The organism is Actinoplanes sp. M2I2, assembly GCF_023544445.1.
GTDB lineage: Bacteria > Actinomycetota > Actinomycetes > Mycobacteriales > Micromonosporaceae > Actinoplanes.
Genome location: NZ_JALPVJ010000007.1, coordinates 61,722 through 82,597, shown reverse-complemented (window position 1 = coordinate 82,597; position 20,876 = coordinate 61,722). Strand labels below are relative to the sequence as shown.

Genomic DNA, 20,876 nt, shown 5'->3' with positions numbered 1-20,876 from the left:
ATGAGCGCCACCACCACCCCGGACACCGCTCGTCCGTGGCTGGACGACCAGCCGGTGCAGGGCCCGCCGGTGCCGCCCGAGTGGCTGGCCTACTACGCGCGGCAGCAGGCCGAGGCCGAGCCCGATCGCGTCACCCGGTTCGTCCAGCGCGTCTGGACCAGGTCGCCGATCTGGGCCGCCCCGCTGGCGCTGCTGGTCTGCATGGGCGGTGCGGTCGGCTACACGCTGGCGTCCCACCCGGCCGAGGCCGGCGCCGGCGACGAGCCCACCTGCCTGCTGAAATACACCACCGGGTTCGTCTGCCCGGGCTGCGGTGGCACCCGCGCGGCGTGGTATCTGCTGCATGGCGACCTGCCCGCCGCCGCCCGCCACCACGCGCTCTTCACCTTCGCGGTGCCGTTTCTCCTCTATCTGTACGTGGCCTGGGCGGCCAAGCGCCTCTTCAAGTGGAACCTGCCCCAGCTCAACCTGAGCCCGGCCGTCCTGATCACGTTCGTCGCCGTGTGGGCGGTCTGGAGTGTGCTGCGCAACCTGCCGTGGGCCCCGTTCACCGCGCTCTACGTCTGACCGGGCCGTCCGATAGGTTGGGGGGCATGACGCACGACCCGCGACCCTTCGGACGGCTGCTGACCGCGATGGTCACCCCGTTCGCCCCGGACGGCTCCCTCGACGTTGAGGGCGCGGCGCGACTGGCCACCTACCTCGTCGACGAGCAGCGCAACGACGCGCTCGTCGTCAGCGGCACCACCGGTGAGTCGCCGACCACCACCGACGCGGAAAAGGAGACGCTGCTCCGCGCCGTGGTCGACGCGGTGGGTGACCGGGCCCGGGTCGTCGCGGGCGTCGGCACGAACAACACCGCCCACACCATCGAGCTGGCCCACGCGGCCGAAAAGGCCGGCGCGCACGGCGTCCTGGTCGTGACGCCGTATTACAACAAGCCGCCGCAGGCGGGCGTGGCCAAGCACTTCCTCGCCGTCGCCGACGCGGTCGGCCTGCCGGTGATGGTCTACGACATCCCGCACCGGGCCGGCACGGCGATCGCCACCGAGACGATGTGCCGCCTGGCCGAGCACGACCGCATCGTGGCGGTCAAGGACGCCAAGGGCGACCTCACGGCCAGCTCCTGGGTGCTCAGCCGCACCGGGCTGGCCTACTACTCGGGCGACGACGTGGCGACCCTGCCGCTGTTGTCGATCGGCGGGGTGGGCCTGGTCGGCACCTCCACCCATTTCACCGGTGTCCTGGCCAAAGACATGATCGAGGCGTTCGAGCGCGGCGACAACGCCGCCGCCCTGGCCCTGCACCGCCGGGCGATGCCGCTGTTCACCGGCATCTTCCGGGTTCCGGGCACCATGCTGGTCAAGGCGGGCCTCAACGCACAGGGCCGCCCGGCGGGCCCGGTCCGATCGCCGCTGGTCGACGCGACCGGCGCCGAGCTCGACCAGTTGCGCCAGGACGCCGCCGCGGCCGGCATCGGCCTGTAGAGGAAAGACAGATAAACGCGATATGAGTCAAGCCCACGCGGACCTGGAACCGCCACCGCCGTTGCCGGAGGGCGCCCTGCGCGTCATCCCGATGGGCGGCCTCGGAGCCATCGGCCGCAACATGACCGTCCTCGAGTTCGACGGCAAGCTCCTGATCATCGACTGCGGGGTGCTCTTCCCCGATGTCGAGCAGCCCGGCGTCGACCTGATCCTGCCCGACTTCTCCCCCATCCTCGACCGTCTCGACGACGTCCAGGCGATAGTGCTCACGCACGGCCACGAGGACCACATCGGCGCGGTTCCCTACCTGCTGGCCCACAAGGCCGACATCCCGCTGGTCGGTTCCGAGTTCACGCTCGCGCTGGTCGAGGCCAAGCTGGCCGAGCGCCGCCTGGACCCGTACACGCTGACCGTGCGCGAGGGCCAGACCGAGCAGCTCGGGCCGTTCGGCTGCGAGTTCTTCGCGGTCAACCACTCGATCCCGGACGCGCTGGCCGTCGCCGTGCGCACCCCGGCCGGCCTCATCCTGCACACCGGCGACTTCAAGATGGACCAGGTGCCGCTGGACGGCCGCATCACCGACCTGGCCGGTTTCGCCCGGCTCGGGGCCGAGGGCGTCGACCTGCTGCTCTCCGACTCCACCAACGCCGAGGTGCCCGGCTTCGTGGCGCCTGAGCGCGACATCGGCCCGGTGCTCAGCTCGATCTTCGGCAAGGCCCGCGGCCGCATCATCGTGGCCAGCTTCGCCTCCCACGTGCACCGCGTGCAGCAGGTCATGGACGCCGCCTGGGAGTACGAGCGCAAGGTGGCCCTGATCGGCCGCTCGATGGTGCGCAACATGGGCATCGCCCGCGATCTCGGCCTGCTCAACATCCCGGACGGGTTGCTGGTCAGCCTGGACGAGGCGACGAACATGCCGGGCGACGAGATCGTCTTCATGTCCACCGGGTCGCAGGGCGAGCCGATGAGCGCGCTCGGCCGGATGGCCACCGGCGACCACCGGCACATCACCATCGAGTCGGGCGACACCGTCGTGCTGGCCAGCTCGCTGGTGCCGGGCAACGAGACCTCGGTCTACCGGGTGATCAACCGGCTGTCCCGGGCCGGCGCCACCGTGGTGCACAAAGAGACGGCCAAGGTGCACGTCTCGGGTCACGCCCCGGCCGGCGAGCTGCGCTACCTGCTCAACGTGGTGCGCCCGAGCAACCTCATGCCGGTGCACGGCGAGTGGCGTCACCTGCGGGCTCACGCCCAGCTCGGCGTCGAGACCGGGGTCGCGCCCGACCGGGTGGTGCTCTGCGAGGACGGCGACGTCGTCGACCTGGTCGAGGGGCACGCCCGGCACGTCGGCAAGGTGCAGAACCGCTACGTCTATGTCGACGGGCTCGCGGTCGGCGACGTCAGCGAGTCGCTGCTCACCGAGCGGCGCATCCTCGGCGACGGCGGCTTCATCTCGGCCACCGTGGTGATCGACTCGGTGACCGGCAAGGTGGTCGGCGAGCCCAGCATCTCGGCCAAGGGGTTCTCCGAGGACCCCGACGCGTTCAACCCGGTGATCCCGTTGCTCACCGCCGCGCTGCACCGCTCGGCCGAGGACGGCATCACCGACACCCACCAGTTGCAGCAGGTCGTGCGGCGCACGGTCGGCCGGTGGGTCAACGACGCGTACCGTCGCCGGCCGATGATCGTGCCAACCGTCGTAGAAGTCTGAGGCTATTTAAACCTTTCGCTGTTCTGAGCCGTATCTCCAGTCACGGTGCCGCCCCCACGGCACCCGTGGCGAGGGGAGTACCTGGAGATGCAGCGCAGACGGATCGCCGTGGCGGCGGCGGTCGTGGTCGCGGGCGGAGCGGCGGTGGCGTTCACGCTGCCGTCGATGGCCGGCACCACGCCGTCGAGCAAGACCGCTACCAAGTCCGGTGGCGTTTCGGCGCAGATTCTGGCGGCGATGGAACGCGACCTGGGCCTGGACGGCGACCAGGCGACGGCCCGCTTGCAGCGGTCCAAGTGGGCGAGCCGCGTGAGCGCCAGGCTCTCGGCGCAGACCGGCGCCGATTTCGGCGGCGCCTGGCTGGCCACCGACGGCACCACGCTCAAGATCGCGGTGACCGACGCGAAGGCCCAGGCCGCGGTGAAGGCCGCCGGCGCGGTGCCGGTGCTGGTCAAGCGCAGTGAGCAGACGCTGGTGACGGCGAAGGAGAAGCTCGACGCGGTCCGCTCGGACGCCGACGGCATCACCGGGTGGTACGTCGACGTCTCGACCAACAAACTGGTCGTGGTGGCCAAGCCGGGCGAGACCGGCGCGGCGAAGAAGCTGGCCCGCACGGCCGGTGTCGCCGCCTCGGCGGTCTCCTTCGTGACCAGCACCGCCACCCCCAAGCCGCTGTTCGACCTGCGCGGCGCCGACCCGTACTTCATCCGGGTGGACGGCGGCACGGCCCGCTGCTCGATCGGCTTCTCGGTCGAGGGCGGCTTCGTGACGGCCGGTCACTGCGGCGCGGTGGGCTCGACGACGACCGGCTTCAACCAGCAGGCGCAGGGCACGGTGCGCGCGTCGACCTTCCCGGGCAGCGCCGACATGGGCTTCGTCGAGGTCAACGACAACTGGACGCCGCGCGCGGTGGTCAACGACTTCGAGGGCAACGAGCTCCCGGTGGCCGGTGCCACCGAGGCGCCGGTGGGCGCGGCGGTCTGCCGCTCCGGCTCCACCACCGGTACCCGCTGCGGCACGATCCTGGCCAAGAACCAGACCGTGGTCTATCCCGAGGGCGCGGTCACCGGCCTGACCCGCACCAACGTCTGCGCCGAGGGCGGCGACTCCGGTGGTCCGTGGCTCAGCGGCGACCAGGCCCAGGGTCTGACCTCGGGTGGTTCGGGCGACTGCACGGTCGGCGGCGAGACGTTCTTCCAGCCGGTCAACGAGATGCTCGCGGCCGAGGACCTGACCCTGGTGACCAGCGGCGGCGGGGCGGCCGAGCCTCCGGCCGAGGAGCCCGCCGAGCAGCCCACCGAGTCGGCCGGCGCCTGCGCCGACCAGGCCGTGCAGCTCGGCGGCGAGCTGGCCCGGGCCCGCACCGCCCAGGCCCAGCCGAACGGCGGCGCCTTCCGGGCCAACGCCGGCGAGCAGACCGCCTGCCTGACCGCCGCCGAGGGGGCCGACTTCGACCTCTTCCTCCAGCGGCTCACCAGCCGTGGCTTCCGCACGGTGGCCAGCGACACCGGCGCGGGCGACAAGGAGCTGAGCTTCAACGGCCGCTCCGGCACCTACCGGTACGTCGTCGTCGCCACCGCCGGCACCGGCGCGTACACCCTGGGCGTCAGCACCCCGTGACGCGCCCCGCCACCGTCCCTGCCCAGGTGGCATAGCACGTCAGTGATGCCGGGGAGCCGATCAGGCTCCCCGGCATCGGCGTCGGTTCAGCCCTTCTGGCGCAGCTCGGCGACCTCGTTGGCGAGCTGGACGCTGGTGGCGATCCCGGCGATCACCACCTGGTCGAGCTGCTCGGGGGTCACGCCCCGCTCCCAGTCGGCGATGACCTCGCCGATCACGAGCACCGTGCCGTCGTCGTTGACGTGCACGTACGCCTTGGGGAAGAGCTGGTCGTGATTCCAGGCGTTGCAGAACTCGTAGAGCCGGGCGACGTCGTCCATCCCGAAGAGGTGCTGCACCATCGCACGTATCTGCAGCACTTCCTGCTGCTGCCCGATGCGGAAGAAGTAGATGAGATTGCCCTGGAAGTTCCCGCCGATGTCCCCGTCGGCGTCCTCGAAGTACTTGAACTCGCGCTCGTCGAGCGCGGCGGTGATCATTTCTTTGGTGAAGGGCTGCACCCGCCGATACTAGGGCGTATCTGGTGTTTCACGCAGGGCTGCGGCGTGGCCCAGCCCGAGCCTGACGGCGTCCACAGAGCGGCCCGATACAGCCCCGGTATCGGACCGCCCTGCGGCCGACGCCGGCCACGACCTGGACCGCGCCTCGCTCCCACGTGAAACACCAGATACGCCCTGGGCCGGTGCGCCTACCGGATTCATGAGCATCGCGGCGTTACGGTGTGACCATGGCGGGCCGCACCTCTCCGGCGAGCCGGGGTCGCGCCGCGTCGAACGGTCGCGGCGCCGCGACCGGTCGTGCCCGGCAACCGGCCCGGCAGCCCGCCCGTCAACCGGCGCGCCAGCCCGCCCGCAAGTCGGCCCGGCCGGCCGCCCGCTCGCGCTCGGCGGCCCGGGCCCGGCCCACGATGGGCTCCGCGATCGCCACCGGGGTCGGCCGCGGTCTGGGCGCCGTCTGGATGGGCCTGGCCCACAGTGTCGGCTGGGCCGCCCGCGGGGTCGGCCGCCAGGCCGCCACGGCCAAGGAGATCGATCCCGAGCACCGCCGCGACGGCGCCGGTCTGTTGCTGCTCGGCCTCTCCATCCTGGTCGGGGTGGCGGTCTGGTTCGGCAGCGCCGGCCCGGTCGGTCAGTGGCTGGCCGACTCGACCCACCTGTTCCTCGGCGGCCTCGCCGTGCTGCTCCCGCTGCTGCTGCTCTACGGCGCGGTCCGCCTGATGCGCAAGCCGGCCGACCCCGAGCACCGCGGCCGCACGCTGGTCGGCTGGACGGCGATCGTCATCTCCACCGCCGCGCTCCTGCACGTCTCACAGCGCCCGGCGGACGGCGTGGACGCCATGGAACGGGCCGGCGGCCTGCTCGGCTATGCCTTCGGCGCGTTGCTCGAGCGGGCGGTGACGGCCTGGGTGGCGGTGCCGCTGCTCGTGCTGCTCTTCGTCTTCGGCCTGCTGGTGATCACGGCCACCCCGATCAACAAGATCCCCGAGCGGGTCCTGCTGCTCGTCGACGTGCTGCTGGGCCGGTCGACCGAGCGGGCGCCACTGCCCACGCCCGAGCTGCCCGACGACGAGGACGGCGACGACGGCGAGGAGCCGGCCAAGAAGCGCCGGCCGTCGCGCCGCCGGCAGAGCTCGCTGGCCGACATCGGACTGGCGCCCGAGGAGGACGAGCCGGCCGCCGACGAGGACGACTTCCTCGTGCACGACACGGTGGCCGTGCCCAAGGTGCCGGTCAGCCGCAAGAAGCCCGAGCCGCCGGAGCACTCGCAGCCGCTGCCCACCCGGGCCGAGCAGCTCGAGATCAGCTCGGTGCCCGGCGACTACCGGCTGCCGCCGCCCTCGATCCTCGGCAAGGGCTCACCGCCGAAATCCCGCAGCCGGGCCAACGACGAGATCATGGCCGCCCTGTCCGGCGTGTTCGAGCAGTTCAACGTCGACGCCGAGGTCACCGGCTTCACCCGCGGGCCGACGGTCACCCGGTACGAGGTCGAGATCGGCCCCGGCACCAAGGTCGAGCGGATCACCCAGCTGTCGCGCAACATCGCGTACGCGGTGAAGTCGCCGGACGTCCGGATCCTCAGCCCGATCCCCGGCAAGAGCGCGGTCGGCGTCGAGATCCCCAACACCGACCCGGAGAACGTCGCGCTCGGCGACGTGCTGCGCTCGCGAGCCTCCACCGCCGACCACCACCCGATGCTGGTCGCGCTGGGCAAGGACATCGAGGGCGGCTTCGTGGTGGCCAACCTGGCCAAGATGCCGCACATCCTGATCGCGGGCGCGACCGGCGCGGGCAAGAGCTCCTGCCTCAACTCGCTGCTCGTGTCGCTGCTGACCCGGGCCACCCCGGACGAGGTACGGCTGCTGCTGGTCGACCCGAAACGGGTGGAGATGACCGCGTACGAGGGCATCCCGCACCTCGTCACGCCGATCATCACGAATCCCAAGAAGGCCGCCGAGGCGCTCGAGTGGGTCGTCCGCGAGATGGACATGCGCTACGACGACCTCGCGGCCAACGGCGTCCGCCACCTCGACGACTTCAACCGTAAGGTGCGCAGCGGCGAGATCGTCGCGCCGCCCGGCAGCGAGCGCGTGATGAAGCCGTACCCCTATCTGCTGGTCATCATCGACGAGCTGGCCGACCTGATGATGGTGGCGCCACGCGACGTCGAGGACTCGGTCGTCCGCATCACCCAGCTGGCCCGGGCCGCGGGCATCCACCTGGTGCTGGCCACCCAGCGCCCGTCGGTCGACGTGGTGACCGGCCTGATCAAGGCCAACGTGCCGTCCCGGCTGGCCTTCGCGACGTCCTCGCTGGCCGACAGCCGGGTCATCCTCGACCAGCCCGGCGCCGAGAAGCTGCTCGGCCGGGGCGACGGTCTCTTCCTGCCGATGGGCGCCTCGAAGCCGGTCCGCATCCAGGGCGCCTGGGTCGACGAGAAAGAGATCGCGGCGGTCGTCAAGTTCTGCAAGGACCAGCGCGAGCCGGAGTTCCGCGCGGACGTCACCGAGGCGCCGGCCAGCAAGAAGAAGCAGATCGACGAGGACATCGGCGACGACCTGGCGCTGCTGATCCAGGCCATCGAGCTGGTCGTGACCAGTCAGTTCGGCTCGACGTCGATGCTCCAGCGCAAGCTGCGGGTCGGCTTCGCCAAGGCCGGCCGGCTGATGGACCTGATGGAGACCCGCGGCATCGTCGGCCCGTCCGAGGGCAGCAAGGCCCGCGACGTGCTGGTCAAACCGGACGAGCTGGAAGAGGCGCTGGCCGCTCTGCGGGTGGATTGAGCTGCCGGTCCCGGTCCTGACGGGTGACGTGCGGCACGGTCTTGTCCGGGTACGCCGACCGGGTGACCGCCGGCTGCTCCGGGGCCGGTTGCTCCGGCGTCGGTTGCTCGGGGACCGGCGGCCGCCGGAACGCCTCGCGCAGCAGATGATGACCGATGATGATCATGGCGGTCAGCATCAGCAGGGCGGCGATGGTCATCATCGGCGCCGTCGATTTCCGGGCGAAGAGGTACGGCTGGTAGACGATCAGCGACGAGGCCTGTACCAGCAACGGGACGTACCAGAAGCGCGGCAGGAAGATCGCGAGCACGACCGTCAGCACGTCGGCCAGGAAGAAGTACCGCTCATGCATGCCGGGCAGCAGGAACGGCATCATGATCGAGAACAGCGCGGCGGCCGCGACGATGCGCTCGGGGGTCAGCTCGACCGCGCGGGCGATCAGCACGTAGACGAACCCGACGACCACCGCCGCGGCGAAGAGGTAGCCCAGCGTGCGCAGGGTGTCGTCCCGTGGCCCACCGGGGATCAGCGCGAACACGTTGGGAGCGCGCAGGCTCAGCTCGGGCACGTTGCGGGCCTGCCGGTCCATGCTGTAGATCGTGAGCAGCTCGATCGGGTTGCGCCCGAGCGCGATGGCCGGGAGGTCCAGCAGCAGGAACACGGCCGGCGCGGCCAGGAGCGTACGCCAGGGGATCCGCCCGGCCAGGACGAGCAGCAACAGCAGCGGGAAGATGAAGATGCCCTGCGGCTTGACGGCCAGCGCGACGCCGCACAGCGCCACACCCCACCAGGGTTTGTCCCGCAGCAGGTAATAGACGGCGCCCAGGGCCGGCGCGGCCCACATCGCGTCCATCTGGCCCCAGAACGACGCGTTGAGCACCACGGTCGGCAGCAGCACCACGACCAGGGCGGCGGCCAACGGGATGCGGCTGTTCGGCCAGCGCAGCCCGACGATCCGGTAGGCGAAGAACGCCAGCACGACGTCGAAGAGCACCCACATCGCCTTGATCTTGAAGATCAGCGGACCGGGCAGATAGGTCGTGAACGCCAGCAGATAGAGGAACGGCGCGTTGTAGTTGCCGACCTCGGTGTCCAGTCCGCGCCAGCCGCCGGCCTGCCGCAGCTCGCGGTACCACGAGAAGAAGATGCTCATGTCGTTGGTCTTTTCGCGGAACCCGGCCCAGCGGGCCAGGATCGCGATCACGACGAGCGCGGCGATGAGCAGGGCTTCAGCGTGCGGCGGGGACTTCCGGAGTGTCTGCATGGCGCCCAGGGATACGGGCCGGACACCCGGTCGGATCAGTGCGCGGGTGAGCGGGGGTGGGAACCCGGCTAACCTGGTCGGGTGTCGGTAACTCCTTCCTCCCGCCGTGTCGCCCTGCTCACTCTCGGATGTGCCCGTAACGAGGTCGACTCGGAAGAGCTCGCCGCCCGCCTCGACGAGGGCGGCTGGCAGGTGAGCACCGACGCCGCCGGCGCCGATGTGGTGCTGGTCAACACCTGTGGCTTCGTCGAGAAGGCCAAGCAGGACTCGATCGAGACGCTGCTCGCCGCGGCCGATACCGGGGCCAAGGTCGTCGCCGCCGGGTGCATGGCCGAGCGGTACGGCCGTGAGCTGGCCGAGAGTCTGCCCGAGGCTCAGGCGGTGCTCGGCTTCGACGACTACACCGACATCGCCGCCCGGCTCGACGGCGTGCTGGCCGGGGAGCGGTTCGACGCGCACACCCCGCGCGACCGCCGCGAGCTGCTGCCGATCACACCGGTGCAGCGCCAGGCGGCCAAGGTCGTCATCCCCGGCCACGCCACGGTCGACGAGCACACCCCGGCCCACCTGCGCCCGGTGCTGCGCCGCCGGCTCGACAACGGGCCGGTCGCGAGCCTCAAGCTGGCCAGCGGCTGCGACCGCAAGTGCGCGTTCTGCGCCATCCCGGCCTTCCGGGGCGCGTTCGTCTCGCGTGACCCGCAGGAGCTGCTGGCCGAGGCCGAGTGGCTGGCCCGCTCCGGCGTCCGCGAGCTCGTGCTGGTCAGTGAGAACAGCACGTCGTACGGCAAGGACCTGGGCGACCCCCGCCTGCTCGAGAAGCTGCTGCCCCAGCTGGCCGCGGTCGACGGCATCGTGCGGGTGCGGGCCAGCTATCTGCAGCCGGCCGAGACCCGGCCCGGCCTGGTCGAGGCGATCGCCACGACGCCCGGGGTCGCGCCCTACTTCGACCTCTCCTTCCAGCACTCGAGCGAGCCGGTGCTGCGCCGCATGCGTCGTTTCGGTTCCACCGAGCGGTTCCTCGACCTGCTCGACTCGGCCCGCGCGCTCGCCCCCGCGGCCGGCGCGCGCAGCAACTTCATCGTCGGCTTCCCGGGCGAGACCCGCGCCGACGTCGACGAGCTGGTGCGCTTCCTCTCCGAGGCGCGGCTCGACGCGATCGGCGTCTTCGACTACAGCGACGAGGACGGCACCGAGGCGGCCGGGCTCGACAAGAAGGTCCGCGAGGACACGATCAAGAAGAGGTACGACCGGGTCGTCACGCTGGCCGACGAGCTCTGCGCCCAGCGGGCCGAGGAGCGGCTCGGCTCGATCGTCGAGGTGCTGGTCGACACGGTCGAGCACGGCGAGGTCGAGGGCCGGGCCGAGCACCAGGCGCCCGAGGTCGACGGCTCCACCACGCTCGTCGCCGACTCCACCGGGGTGGATCTCGCCGCCCTGCGCCCGGGTGACTTCGTGCGGGCCCGGGTCACCGCGACCGAGGGCGTCGACCTGGTGGCCGTGCCGGTCGAGATGATCTCAGCGGCGCCGGTGTCCCCGCGGTGACCGACGAGCCGGTCCCGGTGGCCGCGCCACGGACGGTGTCGCTCTACAACATGGCGAACGTCCTGACCGTGGTGCGGATCGTGCTGGTCCCGGTGTTCCTCGGTCTCGTGGTCTCGTCGCAGCTCACCGGCACCGGCGCCCGCATCGCGGCCTGTCTGGTCTTCTGCGTGGCCTCGGCGACCGACTTCGTGGACGGCTGGATCGCCCGGCGCTGGTCGCTCGTCACCTCGTTCGGCAAGGTCGCCGACCCGATCGCCGACAAGGCCCTGACCGGCACCGCCCTGGTGCTGCTCTCGGTCTACGACCGGCTGCCGTGGTGGGTGACGGTCCTGATCCTCGTCCGTGAGTGGGGCATCACGGCGCTGCGGTTCTGGGTCATCCGGTACGGCATCATCCCGGCCAGCCGCGGCGGCAAGCTCAAGACGGTCCTCCAGATCGCCGCCATCGCCTGGTATCTGTGGCCCGTGCCCGAACCGTTCGACGTCGTGGGCCTGTGGCTGATGGGCGCGGCGACTCTCGTGACGGTCGTGACCGGTGTGGACTATGTGATCGAGGCGCTCCGCTTGCGCCGGAATGCCCGGCATATCCCCGGTCGGGACGGGTAGTGAGATCGCCGTGACAAGCAAGGACGTCGCCGCCGCGGCCGCTGTTCACCGGCTCGTCGAGCGGCACGAGACATTCGCCACGGCCGAGTCGCTGACCGGTGGGCTGGTGGCCGCGACCGTCGTCGAGATCCCGGGGGTGAGCGCGGTCTACCGGGGTGGCTTCGTCGTCTACGCCACCGAGCTGAAGCACACGCTCGCCGGTGTGCCGCAGGACCTGCTGGACGAGCGCGGACCGGTCGATCCCGACGTCGCCGCGGCGCTGGCCGTGGGCGCCCGCGAGCGGTGCGGGGCGGACTGGGGTGTGGCGACGACCGGCGTGGCCGGACCCGAGCCGCAGGACGGCAAGCCGGTCGGCCTGGTCTATGTGGCTGTGGCCGGCCGGTCCGGCGTGGAGGTGCGTGAGCTACGCCTCGACGGAAATCGTGATGCCATCCGCACGGAAAGTGTGACGCGCGCGCTATTCCTGCTCTCAGACTGTATTCAGGGCGCCCCGGCCACCGTGTGAGCTGGGAATGTCTCAGTGACCCCAGCAGTTGCACGACAAGCCCCGTTGTCGGGCTGTCCCGTAATTCGGCGGGGCGGTATGTCGGTCTGGCCGGCAGCGGGTACGGTTGCGGGAAGCCTCCGGCGTATGCCGGTGGCCCCGCCGCAGGAGGAGGTGCCATGGTCCTGCTACGCCGGGTTATCGGCGACGCACTGAGGGCGCGCCGGCAGGGGCAGCACCGCACGCTGCGCGAGGTGTCCACCGCCGCGAATGTCAGCCTGGGCTACCTGTCCGAGATCGAGCGCGGACAGAAGGAAGCGTCCAGCGAGTTGCTCGCCGCCATCTGCGACGCGCTCGGCGCTCGACTCTCCGAGTTGCTCAGCGAGGTCAGCAGCACGCTGTCGCTCGCTGAGGGCATGGAGGGTGTTCTAGTGCCGGTCGAGGCCGAGTCCGCCAAGGCCCAGTCGTCCAAGGCGGCGACGGCCAAGGCGACCGAGGGCGACGTCTCCGTCTCGGTCCGCCGCGAATCGCCGCTCAAGGCGACGCTGCACGCGACGCGCAAGCCGCATCGCGACGTCGTCTACGCGGCCTGAAAAACAGATCCTTGATCCGAGCCGGGTCCGCTCCTCGTGAGCGGGTCCGGCTCGGCTCGTTCTCCGACCCTATGGGGCTCTTTGCGGCCATCTGTGGGGTTGCTGTGACTGCCTCGGGGACGCTCCCTCGGGATCGACCCCGACCCGGAGAAGCGCGTAGCCTCGTAGCGTGGGGGTCACCCTGAGATCCCCCCGAGGTCACGTGACGTCGGTGGCGTCGAGCTGACACGATGGCATGACCACACCGGGTGAAGCACCTGGTGGACCCCGCCATCGCGACAGCTCCTCGATCTGCGTCGGTGGCGGACCCGATTGAGCGACATTGAGGGGATACCGCGAGATGGCGAATCCGTTCGTCAAGGGCTGGCGTTACATGATGGCGCTCTTCGGCGCGAAGATCGACGAATACGCCGACCCGAAGGTTCAGATCCAGCAGGCCATCGAGGACGCACAGCGCCAGCACCAGGCCCTCGTGCAGCAGGCCGCGGCGGTGATCGGCAACCAGCGGCAGCTCGAGATGAAGCTGTCCCGCCAGATGGAAGAGGTCGAGAAGCTGCAGGGCATGGCCCGGCAGGCGCTCGTCCTGGCCGATCGGGCACGTGCCGGCGGCGACGAGGCCGAGGCCCAGAAATACGAGTCGACCGCTCAGACGCTGGCCACCCAGCTGGTCTCCGGCGAGCAGTCGATGGAGGACCTCAAGACGCTGCACGACCAGGCGCTCTCCGCCGCGGGTCAGGCCCGCAAGGCAGTGGAGAACAACGCCATGGTGCTGCAGCAGCGCATCGCCGAGCGGTCGCGTCTGCTGAGCCAGCTCGAGCAGGCCAAGATGCAGGAGACGGTGGCCAAGTCGCTCGAGTCGATGTCGTCGCTCTCCGCGCCCGGCAACACGCCGTCGCTCGACGAGGTCCGCGACAAGATCGAGCAGCGCTACGCGAACGCGATGGGCCGGGCCGAGCTCGCGTCCAACTCGGTCGAGGGCCGCATGCTCGAGGTGCAGAAATCCAGCCTCGACCTGGCCGGCTCCTCCCGGCTCGAGCAGATCCGCGCCAGCATGGGCGGCGACAAGCTCGGCGCCGCGCCCGCGCAGCCCGCGGTCGAGCAGGCCGGTCCGACGTCCGACCCGGCCAGCGTGGCCCGTCTCGACGAGATCCGGGCCACGATGAACCAGAAGCGTGGCGACACGACGGCGGCCGGCTGAAGCACCCGCACGACATTCAGGGGAGCGCGACATTCAGGGGAGGACGACGGTGGACGAGCGGACCAGATACTTCCGGCGGCTCAAGGGCCTGCGCAGCGCGGCACGCCGATGGAGTGTGCTGGGCGGCGGACTGACCGCGGCCACCGCCGTTCTCACCCCCTATGCGGGCATCGGCTGGGCCGACGCGATCTGGGCCGGCTCGGCCGGCGCCTCGGTCGCGCTGGCCTGGTGGCGCTTCAGCGACCACCGCGAGCTGGCCGCCCAGCCGGCTCCGCCGCCGCCCCCGCCCGCGATCGCCGGCGCCAAGCTCGCCGCGGCGATCGAGCGTTTCCCGGCCGGCCGCACGATGCTCGAGGAAGTGCGCCGGCAGAAGAACAGGTACGCCCTGCGCGGCTCGGCGATCACCCAGGCGTGGGACAGGCTCGACCGCGCGTCGTCCACGTTGTCGGCGCTGTCCGGCCGGCTGACCGGGGCGGGCGAGGGCGCCGTGCTCGAGGCCGCCGTCGCCGAGGAGTGGCTGCGCGATCTCGGCCAGCGCGTGGCGAGCGTCGAGCGCGCCCTGCCGCTGGCCCCGCCCGAGCAGCGAGCCAACCTCACCGACTCCCACACGTCGCTGGCCGCCCAGTTCACCGAGGGCGTCGAGGCGTACGAGCGGCTGGTGGCCGCGGCCGCCAGCTATGTCGCCGAGGACGGCCGCCCGGTCACCGACGGCCGGCACCCGGCCTTCGCCGGCCTGGTCGACGCCACCGACAAGCTGCGCGGTGTGGCCGAGGGTCTCTCCGAGCTCAAGCGCCCGCCCGCCGCGAGCATCTGACCCGCGTCTAGGCCGAGCTCTCGGCCGGCTTCCCGGTCGAGTTGCCGGCTTGGTTGTCGGCTGGGTTCTCGGCCGGGCGGGGCTGGCAGCGCGGGCACCAATAGGTGATCCGCTCGCCCTTCTCATCCTTCTGGATCGCGGCGCCGCATCGGCGGCACGGCTGTGCGCGGCGACCGTACACATAGCTCGTCTGACCGCGTCGCAGCGAGCCGGTCGTGGTCTGGGTCCACCGTCCACGGTTGGATGCCACGAGCTTCTGGGCCAGCCGCACGGTGCCCGCCAGGTCGGCGACCCCCGACACCGGCGTCCACGGCCAGAGCCCGCGCAGGAACAGCGTCTCGGCCTTGTAGAGATTGCCCACGCCGGCCAGGTTGCGCTGGTCGAGCAGGGCCTCGGCGATGGTCGTCCCGGGATGCTCGGCTATCCGGCGGACGGCCTCGTCGGCGTCCCAGTCGGCCCCCAGCAGGTCGGGCCCGAGGTGGCCGACGTGCTGCTCCTCATCGGCCGTCGGATAGAGCGCGACCTCGTGCAGGTGATAGCCGACGGCGACCGAGCGGGCGGTGCGCAGCACGACCCGGATCAGGTGAGCCGGCCGGGCCGTCCAGCGCTCCCCGGGGGCGTACGCCCGCCAGGCGCCCTCCATCCGCAGATGCGAGTGCAGAGTGAGCGGTGTCTCGCCGTCGCGCGTCAGACGCAGCAGCAGGTGTTTGCCCCGGCTCGCCGACTCGGCGACGGTCCAGCCGCTGAGATCGGTCGTGGCCAGCTGGGGCACGCGGAAGTCGGAGCCGGTCAGCACGTCGCCCTGGAGGGCCTTCTCCAGCACGCGCGCGGTGTTCCAGACGGTGTCGCCCTCGGGCATGCCCTCAATCCTGCCCCGGAGCGGGCCCGAGTAACGCCGGCAGGGCCGACTCGTCGTCGATCGGGTCCGCGACCCGGGCGAGTTCGGCCTCGCCGACGGCCGCGGTGAGGCCGGCGGCCCGGATCGGGTCCATGGCGTCCAGGTCGAGGCCGCGGCGGGCCGCGGCTCGCCGGGTCGCCACCAGCAACCGGGCCGCCTCGCCGGTCCGACCGGCCCGGGCCAGCGCGTACGCGCCGGTGTGCAGCCCGGCGAGCAGGTTGCCGACGTCGTCCTCGCCGGCGAAGCCGTCCAGCGCCTGCCGCACCGCGGCGAGAGCCGGCTCGGGCTGCGCGGGGGCCGACGGGCCGTCGGTGAGCAGCGCACGGGCCAGCAGCAGCCCGCTCATGGCCGCCGTCCAGGCCTGACGCCGCCCGATCGCTTCCCGGCCGGCCGCGGCGAGCACCCGGCGGCCCTCCAGGACCTCGCCGGCGCCGACCAGCGCCGCGCCGAGGGCCATCGCGGAGGCGGGCTGGATCCACTCCTCGCCGATCCGCCGGGCCAGCGCCATCGACCGGCGCGCGGGCTCGACGGCCCGGGCGAACTCACCGCGGAACGACCAGTAGAGCGACTCGTAGTAGGAACCCTGCGCGGCCAGGATCCGCCCCTCGTGGTCGGGGTGCTCGCCCAGGATCGCCAGACCGGTGCCGAGGTCGGTCATCGCGCCGGGATCACCGGCCAGGTAGCGCAACAGGGCCGTGCTGAGGTGGGCCCGGGCCCGGTCGGTGGGCGGCGCCTCCGGGGCGGCCGCCAGGCCGTCGCCCAGCAGCCGCAGACCGTCCGCGACCAGTCCGCCGCGGAACCAGAACCACTGCAGCAGCCCGGCGGTGCGCAGCGCGCTCGCCGGACGCGCACCGAGATCGTGCTCGATGCCGGCGCGCAGGTTGGGCAGCTCCCGGTTGAGCGTCCGGATCGCGTGGGCCGACCGCTCGCCGCGCAGCAGCGGCGCGTGGCGCTCGACGAGCTCGCGGACCCACCGGGCGTGCCGGTCCCGGCTGTCCCTCGGATCCGGGTCGCGCTGCCGGCAGTACGCCCGGACGATCTCCAGCAGCCGGTAGCGGGTCGGGACGACGGTCGTGTCGGCCACCACCACCGAACGCGCGACCAGCGCCGAGAGAGCGTCCAGATCGTCCTCGACGGCCGACAGCGGGAAGCCGCCCTCGAACGGCCACAGCCGCAGCAGCAACGCCCGGTCGTGGGCCCCGAGCAGATCGACGCTCCAGGCCACGGCGGCCTCCAGCGTCTCGTGCGGGGCGAGGGCGCCCCGCGGCACCGGGCCGAGCGCCGGGAACCGGTCGTCGAGCATCTCCAGCAGCTCGCTCAGACCGAGTACGCGGGCGCGGGCGGCCGCCAGCTCCAGCGCCAGCGGGATGCCGTCCAGGGCCGCCGCGAGCCGGACCAGCGCCTCGGACTCGGCCGGGCTGGGGCGCCACCCGGGGCGTACGCCGGTGATGCGGTCGGTCAGCAGGGCGACCGCGTCCTCGGTGGGCAGCGGGGAGACCGGCAGAAGGCGCTCGCCGTCGATCGAGAGCGGCTCGCGGCTGGTGGCCAGCACCCGCAGCCCCGGGCAGCGGGCGAGCAGCGCGAACGCCACGTCGGCGGCCGCGGCCACGACGTGCTCACAGTTGTCGAGCAGCAGCAGGCCGGAACGGTCGCCCAAGGCGGTCGCGATGGCGTCGGTGGTCGCGCCGCGCACGCCGACGGCGGCGGCCACGGCGGCCGGCACCAGCGCCGGCCCGGCCACGTCGGCGAGCCGGACGAACCACGGGTCCTGCCCGGCGGCGAACTCGACGGCGAGCCGGGTCTTCCCCGCGCCGCCCGGCCCGACCAGCGTGACCAGGCGGGCGGTCGACACGAGCTCGGCCAGGCCGGCCAGCTCACCGGTCCGGCCGAAGAACCGGGACAGCGGGCGTACGGGGGGAGCGGAGCGCGAGGTCAGCAGGAGTCCGGGGTCCTGGGCGAGCAGGCGTCGCTCGAGGCTCTGCAGCGCCGGACCCGGGTCGATGCCGAGGTCGTCGGCCAGCCGCTCCCGCACCCGGCGCAACGCGGCCAGCGCGTCGGCCTGCCGCCCACCGCGATACAGCGCGAGGATCAGCAGCTCCCACCCGCGCTCGCGATAGGGCTCGGCCGCCGTGGCCGCCTCGAGCTCGCCGACCGCGCCCGCGGCGTCGCCATCGGCCAGCCGGGCCGCGAGCCGCTCCTCGACGGCCACCGCGCGCAGCTCGTCGAGGCGGGTGCGGGCCGGGTGCCCGGGCAGATCCGCGTACGCCTCCCCGCGCCACCGGGCGAGGGCGGCGTCGAACAGCCGGAGCGCCTCGGCCGGCCGATCCTCGTCGAGCAGCTCGCGGCCGCGCAGCACCTCGGCGGCGAACCGGGCGGCGTCGGTGTCGTCGACCGTGAGCCGGTAGCCGGCGCCGGCCCGGGCCAGGGGGGACCGGCCGCCCAGGGCGCGGCGCAACCGGGAGACGTACGCCTGAAGGGAAGCGGTCGGATGAGGGGGCGTCTCGTCGCCCCAGATGGCGTCGGCCAGGGCGTCCTCCCGGACGGGGCGGCCCTCGGCGGCCAGCAGGGCGGCGACCAGCCGGCGCGGCAGCGGTCCACCGAGGTCGGCGACCGCGCCGTCCACCTCGATCTCGGTGGGACCGAGCACCCGGCCGATCAGCACGGGTCCGAGCATAGGAGTGCAGGCGGCTTGCAGGCAGTCTGCAAGGCGACCCTGCGAGCGTGAGGGTCATGACTTCCGCGCGTTCCACTCCGCCGAACACCGATTCCGCGCCCGCTTCTCCGCACCCGGCTGAGCGCACCGACACCTGGGACATGCTGGTGGTCCACCGGGTCTTCCGGCGCGAGTTCCGCATCCTGCCCGCGCTGATCCGCGCCGTCGCGCCCGGCCACACCGCCCGCGCCGAGGTGCTCGGGCTGCATCTGGCCAACGTGGCCTCCGGGCTGCACCATCACCACACGGCCGAGGACGAGCTGGTCTGGCCGCTGCTGCTCGACCGGGCCCGGATGCACGCCGACCTGATCAACCGCATGGAGGCCCAGCACGAGCGGCTGCACGAGCCGCTGGCCCGCATCGACGCGATCCTGCCGCGCTGGCGGGCCGAGGCGCGCGCCGACGACCGCGACGCCCTGGCCGACGTGCTCGCCCGGGCGTCGGTGGCCCTGGAGGAGCACCTGGCCGACGAGGAGCGCGAGGTGCTGCCGATCGTCGAGCAGCACCTCACCCCGGCCGAGTGGCGCGCGGTCGGGGATCGCGGCAAGGAGGTCCTGCCCAAGGGAAAGATGGCGCTGGTCTTCCTCGGGGCGATCCTCGAGGAGGCGACGCCGGCCGAGAAGAAGCGCTTCCTGGCCGAGCTGCCCGTCCCGGCCCGGGTGTTGTGGCGGCTGGCCGGTGACCGGGTCTACGCCGCTTCCCGGGACAGGATCCGGGCTACTGCCTGACGGTCAGCTTGACGATGTCGCCCGGCTGCACGGAGAGCACGACCACCGCGCGGCCGTTGTTGACGGCGATGGCCACGTGCCCGGCCGAGTCCTCGAAGACCAGCAGGTCACCCAGGCCGACATCGGCGAACGTGGCGCCGCGGCGGGCGCTGACCATGCCGTTGATCATGAGCTCGTTGCCCAGGCCGCGCAGGGTCTCGCCGCCGGCCGCCAGCTGCACGTTGCCGAACCGGTCGACGGTGAGTACTTCGGCCTCGAGCCAGCCGTCGCCGACCGTGACGACCGGGTCGGGCAGGCGTACGAGGGTGTCGCGGTCGATCGCCGGGCCGGCGTCGGTCAGGTCGGCGCCCCCGGCCAGACGCGCGGCGGCCGGCGCGAAGATGTCACGCCCGTGGAAGGTGCTCGAGACGTTGCTCGGGAACCACTTCTCGCTGGACAACTCGTGCGCCGCCTCAATGCCCCCCAGCGCCTCGGCGGCCCAGATGAGCAGGCCGTTGTCCGGACCGACGAGCAGTCCGCCCGGCGTGCTGAGGACGACGCCGCGCCGGGCCGTGCCCACGCCCGGGTCGACCACCGCGACATGCACGCTCGGCGGCAGGTACGGCGCGGTCTGCGCCAGCACGGCGGCGCCGCGGGCCACATCGGCCGGCGGCACGTGATGCGTGACGTCGATGACGCGTACCTGCGGAGCGATGCGAGCGATCGACCCGTGACACGCCGCGACGAAGCCGTCGAACGTTCCGTAGTCGGTCGTGAAGCTGATCCATTCATACCCGGCCATGGTGAGAAACGTTACTGCCTTGCTACGGATCGTGTGCGGCAGGTTCCCCGGGGCGCGCCGGGCGTGATCTGGCAGGGTTGACGCATGCGTCTCGTGATCTTCACCGAGCCCCAGCAAGGGGCCAGCCACGACGACCTGCGCCGGCTCGCGCAGGCCGCCGAGGCCAGCGGCTACGACGGTTTCTTCCGTTCCGACCACTTCCTCACCATGGGCGGCGACGGGCTGCCCGGCCCGAGCGACGCCTGGCTGACGCTGGCCGCGCTGGCCGTGCAGACCTCCCGCATCCGGCTCGGCACGCTGGTCACCTCGGCCACCTTCCGGCTGCCCGGCCCGCTGGCCGTCGCCGTCGCCCAGGCCGACCAGATGAGCGGCGGCCGCATCGAGTTCGGGCTCGGCGGCGGCTGGTTCGAGGCCGAGCACACCGCCTACGGCATCCCGTTCCCCCCGCTCGGCGAGCGTTTCGACCGGCTCGAGGAACAGCTCGAGATCATCACCGGCCTGTGGGCGACGCCGCCCGGCCAGACCTACCAGTTCCAGGGCAAGTTCTACCAGCTCACCGACTCCCCGGCGCTGCCCAAGCCGGCGCAGTCGCCCCGCCCGCCGGTCATCGTCGGCGGACACGGCAAGAAGCGGACCCCGGCGCTGGCCGCCCGCTACGCCGACGAGTTCAACATCGCCTTCGTCAAGGTCGAAGACGTGGCCCCGTCCTTCGAGCGGGTACGAGCGGCGAGCGCCGCCATCGGCCGGACGAACCTGCCGGAGTTCTCGGCCGCGGCGGTGCTCTGCGTCGGCCGGGACGACGCCGAACTGCGCCGCCGAGCCGCCGCCATCGGCCGCGAGGTGGACGAGATGCGCGAGAACGGCGGCATCGTCGGCACCCCCGACCAGGTCGTCGACATCATCAAGCAGTACGCCGAGGCCGGCGCCACGCGCCTGTTCCTGCAGGTGCTCGACCTGAGCGACCTGGACCACGTCGAGCTGGTGGCCTCCGCGGTGGCCCCGCAGCTCTGATCTCCCGCCCGGCCTCCCGCCCGCGCCGGCACACCCGCCGGCGGTTCGCGTAGCCCGGCCGGGGCGCGTACCCCACGGCGTCGGGCCGTCTGAGAGACGGCGGCGTCCCGCCGCCCCGTCGGTGGTTGCGCCATCAGCCGCAGGCTC

The 20,876-nt window shown here is 72.3% G+C and carries 18 protein-coding genes; 13 read left to right on the top strand and 5 right to left on the bottom strand.

The window, feature by feature from the left end; all coding sequences use genetic code 11:
• The 4 genes from HJC40_RS14830 to HJC40_RS14815 all read left to right on the top strand — a co-directional run bounded on the left by HJC40_RS14830 (window position 1) and on the right by HJC40_RS14815 (window position 4,818).
• Window positions 1-567: a DUF2752 domain-containing protein gene (locus HJC40_RS14830; RefSeq protein ID WP_250001670.1), complete on the top strand. Its 567-nt coding sequence runs from the start codon at window positions 1-3 to the stop codon at window positions 565-567.
• A 26-nt stretch (window positions 568-593) separates the two neighbouring features.
• On the top strand, window positions 594-1,487 hold the full coding sequence (gene dapA, locus HJC40_RS14825) for a 4-hydroxy-tetrahydrodipicolinate synthase (protein ID WP_250001669.1): 894 nt from the start codon (window positions 594-596) through the stop codon (window positions 1,485-1,487).
• A gap of 22 nt (window positions 1,488-1,509) precedes the next feature.
• A complete protein-coding gene (locus HJC40_RS14820) occupies window positions 1,510-3,198 on the top strand; it encodes a ribonuclease J (protein WP_250001668.1) in 1,689 nt (562 codons plus the stop codon).
• An 87-nt stretch (window positions 3,199-3,285) separates the two neighbouring features.
• On the top strand, window positions 3,286-4,818 hold the full coding sequence (locus tag HJC40_RS14815) for a S1 family peptidase (RefSeq protein ID WP_250001667.1): 1,533 nt from the start codon (window positions 3,286-3,288) through the stop codon (window positions 4,816-4,818).
• An 86-nt stretch (window positions 4,819-4,904) separates the two neighbouring features.
• On the opposite strand, the gene HJC40_RS14810 is transcribed toward HJC40_RS14815, so the two are convergent.
• Window positions 4,905-5,318 (bottom strand): YbjN domain-containing protein, encoded by a 414-nt coding sequence (locus HJC40_RS14810; RefSeq protein WP_308200900.1) that lies wholly within the window; start codon window positions 5,316-5,318, stop codon window positions 4,905-4,907.
• A gap of 227 nt (window positions 5,319-5,545) precedes the next feature.
• Here HJC40_RS14810 and HJC40_RS14805 point away from each other — a divergent pair, with 227 nt between their 5' ends.
• Window positions 5,546-8,098 carry a DNA translocase FtsK gene (locus tag HJC40_RS14805; protein WP_250001666.1) on the top strand — a complete coding sequence of 851 codons (2,553 nt, stop codon included), beginning with the start codon at window positions 5,546-5,548 and terminating at the stop codon, window positions 8,096-8,098.
• Here the strand turns inward: HJC40_RS14805 and HJC40_RS14800 are convergent.
• Window positions 8,049-9,362: a glycosyltransferase 87 family protein gene (locus tag HJC40_RS14800; RefSeq protein ID WP_250001665.1), complete on the bottom strand. Its 1,314-nt coding sequence runs from the start codon at window positions 9,360-9,362 to the stop codon at window positions 8,049-8,051. The two genes, HJC40_RS14805 and HJC40_RS14800, sit on opposite strands and share 50 nt — an antisense overlap.
• 81 nt (window positions 9,363-9,443) lie before the next feature.
• Between HJC40_RS14800 and rimO the strand changes: the two genes are divergently transcribed.
• From rimO to HJC40_RS14770, 6 genes are all read left to right on the top strand, one after another.
• On the top strand, window positions 9,444-10,904 hold the full coding sequence (rimO, locus tag HJC40_RS14795; RefSeq protein ID WP_250001664.1) for a 30S ribosomal protein S12 methylthiotransferase RimO: 1,461 nt from the start codon (window positions 9,444-9,446) through the stop codon (window positions 10,902-10,904).
• Window positions 10,905-10,954: 50 nt separating this feature from the next.
• Window positions 10,955-11,509: a CDP-diacylglycerol--glycerol-3-phosphate 3-phosphatidyltransferase gene (gene pgsA / locus HJC40_RS14790; RefSeq protein WP_250002053.1), complete on the top strand. Its 555-nt coding sequence runs from the start codon at window positions 10,955-10,957 to the stop codon at window positions 11,507-11,509.
• Window positions 11,510-11,519: 10 nt separating this feature from the next.
• Window positions 11,520-12,014 carry a CinA family protein gene (locus HJC40_RS14785; protein WP_250001663.1) on the top strand — a complete coding sequence of 165 codons (495 nt, stop codon included), beginning with the start codon at window positions 11,520-11,522 and terminating at the stop codon, window positions 12,012-12,014.
• 158 nt (window positions 12,015-12,172) lie between these two features.
• Window positions 12,173-12,586 (top strand): helix-turn-helix domain-containing protein, encoded by a 414-nt coding sequence (locus HJC40_RS14780; protein WP_250001662.1) that lies wholly within the window; start codon window positions 12,173-12,175, stop codon window positions 12,584-12,586.
• 340 nt (window positions 12,587-12,926) lie between these two features.
• Entirely contained in the window at window positions 12,927-13,784 is an 858-nt protein-coding gene (locus tag HJC40_RS14775; RefSeq protein ID WP_250001661.1) for a PspA/IM30 family protein, read from the top strand.
• Between the two features lie 49 nt (window positions 13,785-13,833).
• Window positions 13,834-14,598: a hypothetical protein gene (locus HJC40_RS14770; RefSeq protein ID WP_250001660.1), complete on the top strand. Its 765-nt coding sequence runs from the start codon at window positions 13,834-13,836 to the stop codon at window positions 14,596-14,598.
• 7 nt (window positions 14,599-14,605) lie between these two features.
• Here the strand turns inward: HJC40_RS14770 and HJC40_RS14765 are convergent, their stop codons facing one another.
• Both HJC40_RS14765 and HJC40_RS14760 read right to left on the bottom strand, forming a co-directional pair.
• Window positions 14,606-15,457 (bottom strand): DNA-formamidopyrimidine glycosylase family protein, encoded by an 852-nt coding sequence (locus HJC40_RS14765; RefSeq protein WP_250001659.1) that lies wholly within the window; start codon window positions 15,455-15,457, stop codon window positions 14,606-14,608.
• A gap of 4 nt (window positions 15,458-15,461) precedes the next feature.
• Entirely contained in the window at window positions 15,462-18,158 is a 2,697-nt protein-coding gene (locus HJC40_RS14760; protein WP_250001658.1) for a BTAD domain-containing putative transcriptional regulator, read from the bottom strand.
• Between the two features lie 68 nt (window positions 18,159-18,226).
• Here HJC40_RS14760 and HJC40_RS14755 point away from each other — a divergent pair, with 68 nt between their 5' ends.
• Window positions 18,227-18,937, top strand: a complete 711-nt coding sequence (locus tag HJC40_RS14755) for a hemerythrin domain-containing protein (RefSeq protein ID WP_250001657.1) — start codon at window positions 18,227-18,229, stop codon at window positions 18,935-18,937.
• Here HJC40_RS14755 and HJC40_RS14750 read toward each other — a convergent pair.
• Window positions 18,927-19,718: an S-adenosyl-l-methionine hydroxide adenosyltransferase family protein gene (locus HJC40_RS14750; RefSeq protein ID WP_250001656.1), complete on the bottom strand. Its 792-nt coding sequence runs from the start codon at window positions 19,716-19,718 to the stop codon at window positions 18,927-18,929. The genes HJC40_RS14755 and HJC40_RS14750 overlap by 11 nt on opposite strands.
• Window positions 19,719-19,802: 84 nt before the next feature.
• Between HJC40_RS14750 and HJC40_RS14745 the strand changes: the two genes are divergently transcribed.
• Window positions 19,803-20,729 carry an LLM class F420-dependent oxidoreductase gene (locus HJC40_RS14745; protein WP_250001655.1) on the top strand — a complete coding sequence of 309 codons (927 nt, stop codon included), beginning with the start codon at window positions 19,803-19,805 and terminating at the stop codon, window positions 20,727-20,729.
• Window positions 20,730-20,876: the final 147 nt, after the last annotated feature.

Coding starts and splice junctions, on each gene's coding strand:
- pgsA (WP_250002053.1), top strand. CDS start 10,955: ATGGCGAACGTCCTGACCGTGGTGCGGATCGTGCTGGTCCCGGTGTTC.
- HJC40_RS14755 (WP_250001657.1), top strand. CDS start 18,227: ATGACTTCCGCGCGTTCCACTCCGCCGAACACCGATTCCGCGCCCGCT.
- HJC40_RS14750 (WP_250001656.1), bottom strand. CDS start 19,718: ATGGCCGGGTATGAATGGATCAGCTTCACGACCGACTACGGAACGTTC.
- HJC40_RS14830 (WP_250001670.1), top strand. CDS start 1: ATGAGCGCCACCACCACCCCGGACACCGCTCGTCCGTGGCTGGACGAC.
- HJC40_RS14805 (WP_250001666.1), top strand. CDS start 5,546: ATGGCGGGCCGCACCTCTCCGGCGAGCCGGGGTCGCGCCGCGTCGAAC.
- HJC40_RS14815 (WP_250001667.1), top strand. CDS start 3,286: ATGCAGCGCAGACGGATCGCCGTGGCGGCGGCGGTCGTGGTCGCGGGC.
- dapA (WP_250001669.1), top strand. CDS start 594: ATGACGCACGACCCGCGACCCTTCGGACGGCTGCTGACCGCGATGGTC.
- HJC40_RS14820 (WP_250001668.1), top strand. CDS start 1,510: ATGAGTCAAGCCCACGCGGACCTGGAACCGCCACCGCCGTTGCCGGAG.
- HJC40_RS14765 (WP_250001659.1), bottom strand. CDS start 15,457: ATGCCCGAGGGCGACACCGTCTGGAACACCGCGCGCGTGCTGGAGAAG.
- HJC40_RS14800 (WP_250001665.1), bottom strand. CDS start 9,362: ATGCAGACACTCCGGAAGTCCCCGCCGCACGCTGAAGCCCTGCTCATC.
- HJC40_RS14780 (WP_250001662.1), top strand. CDS start 12,173: ATGGTCCTGCTACGCCGGGTTATCGGCGACGCACTGAGGGCGCGCCGG.
- HJC40_RS14775 (WP_250001661.1), top strand. CDS start 12,927: ATGGCGAATCCGTTCGTCAAGGGCTGGCGTTACATGATGGCGCTCTTC.
- HJC40_RS14745 (WP_250001655.1), top strand. CDS start 19,803: ATGCGTCTCGTGATCTTCACCGAGCCCCAGCAAGGGGCCAGCCACGAC.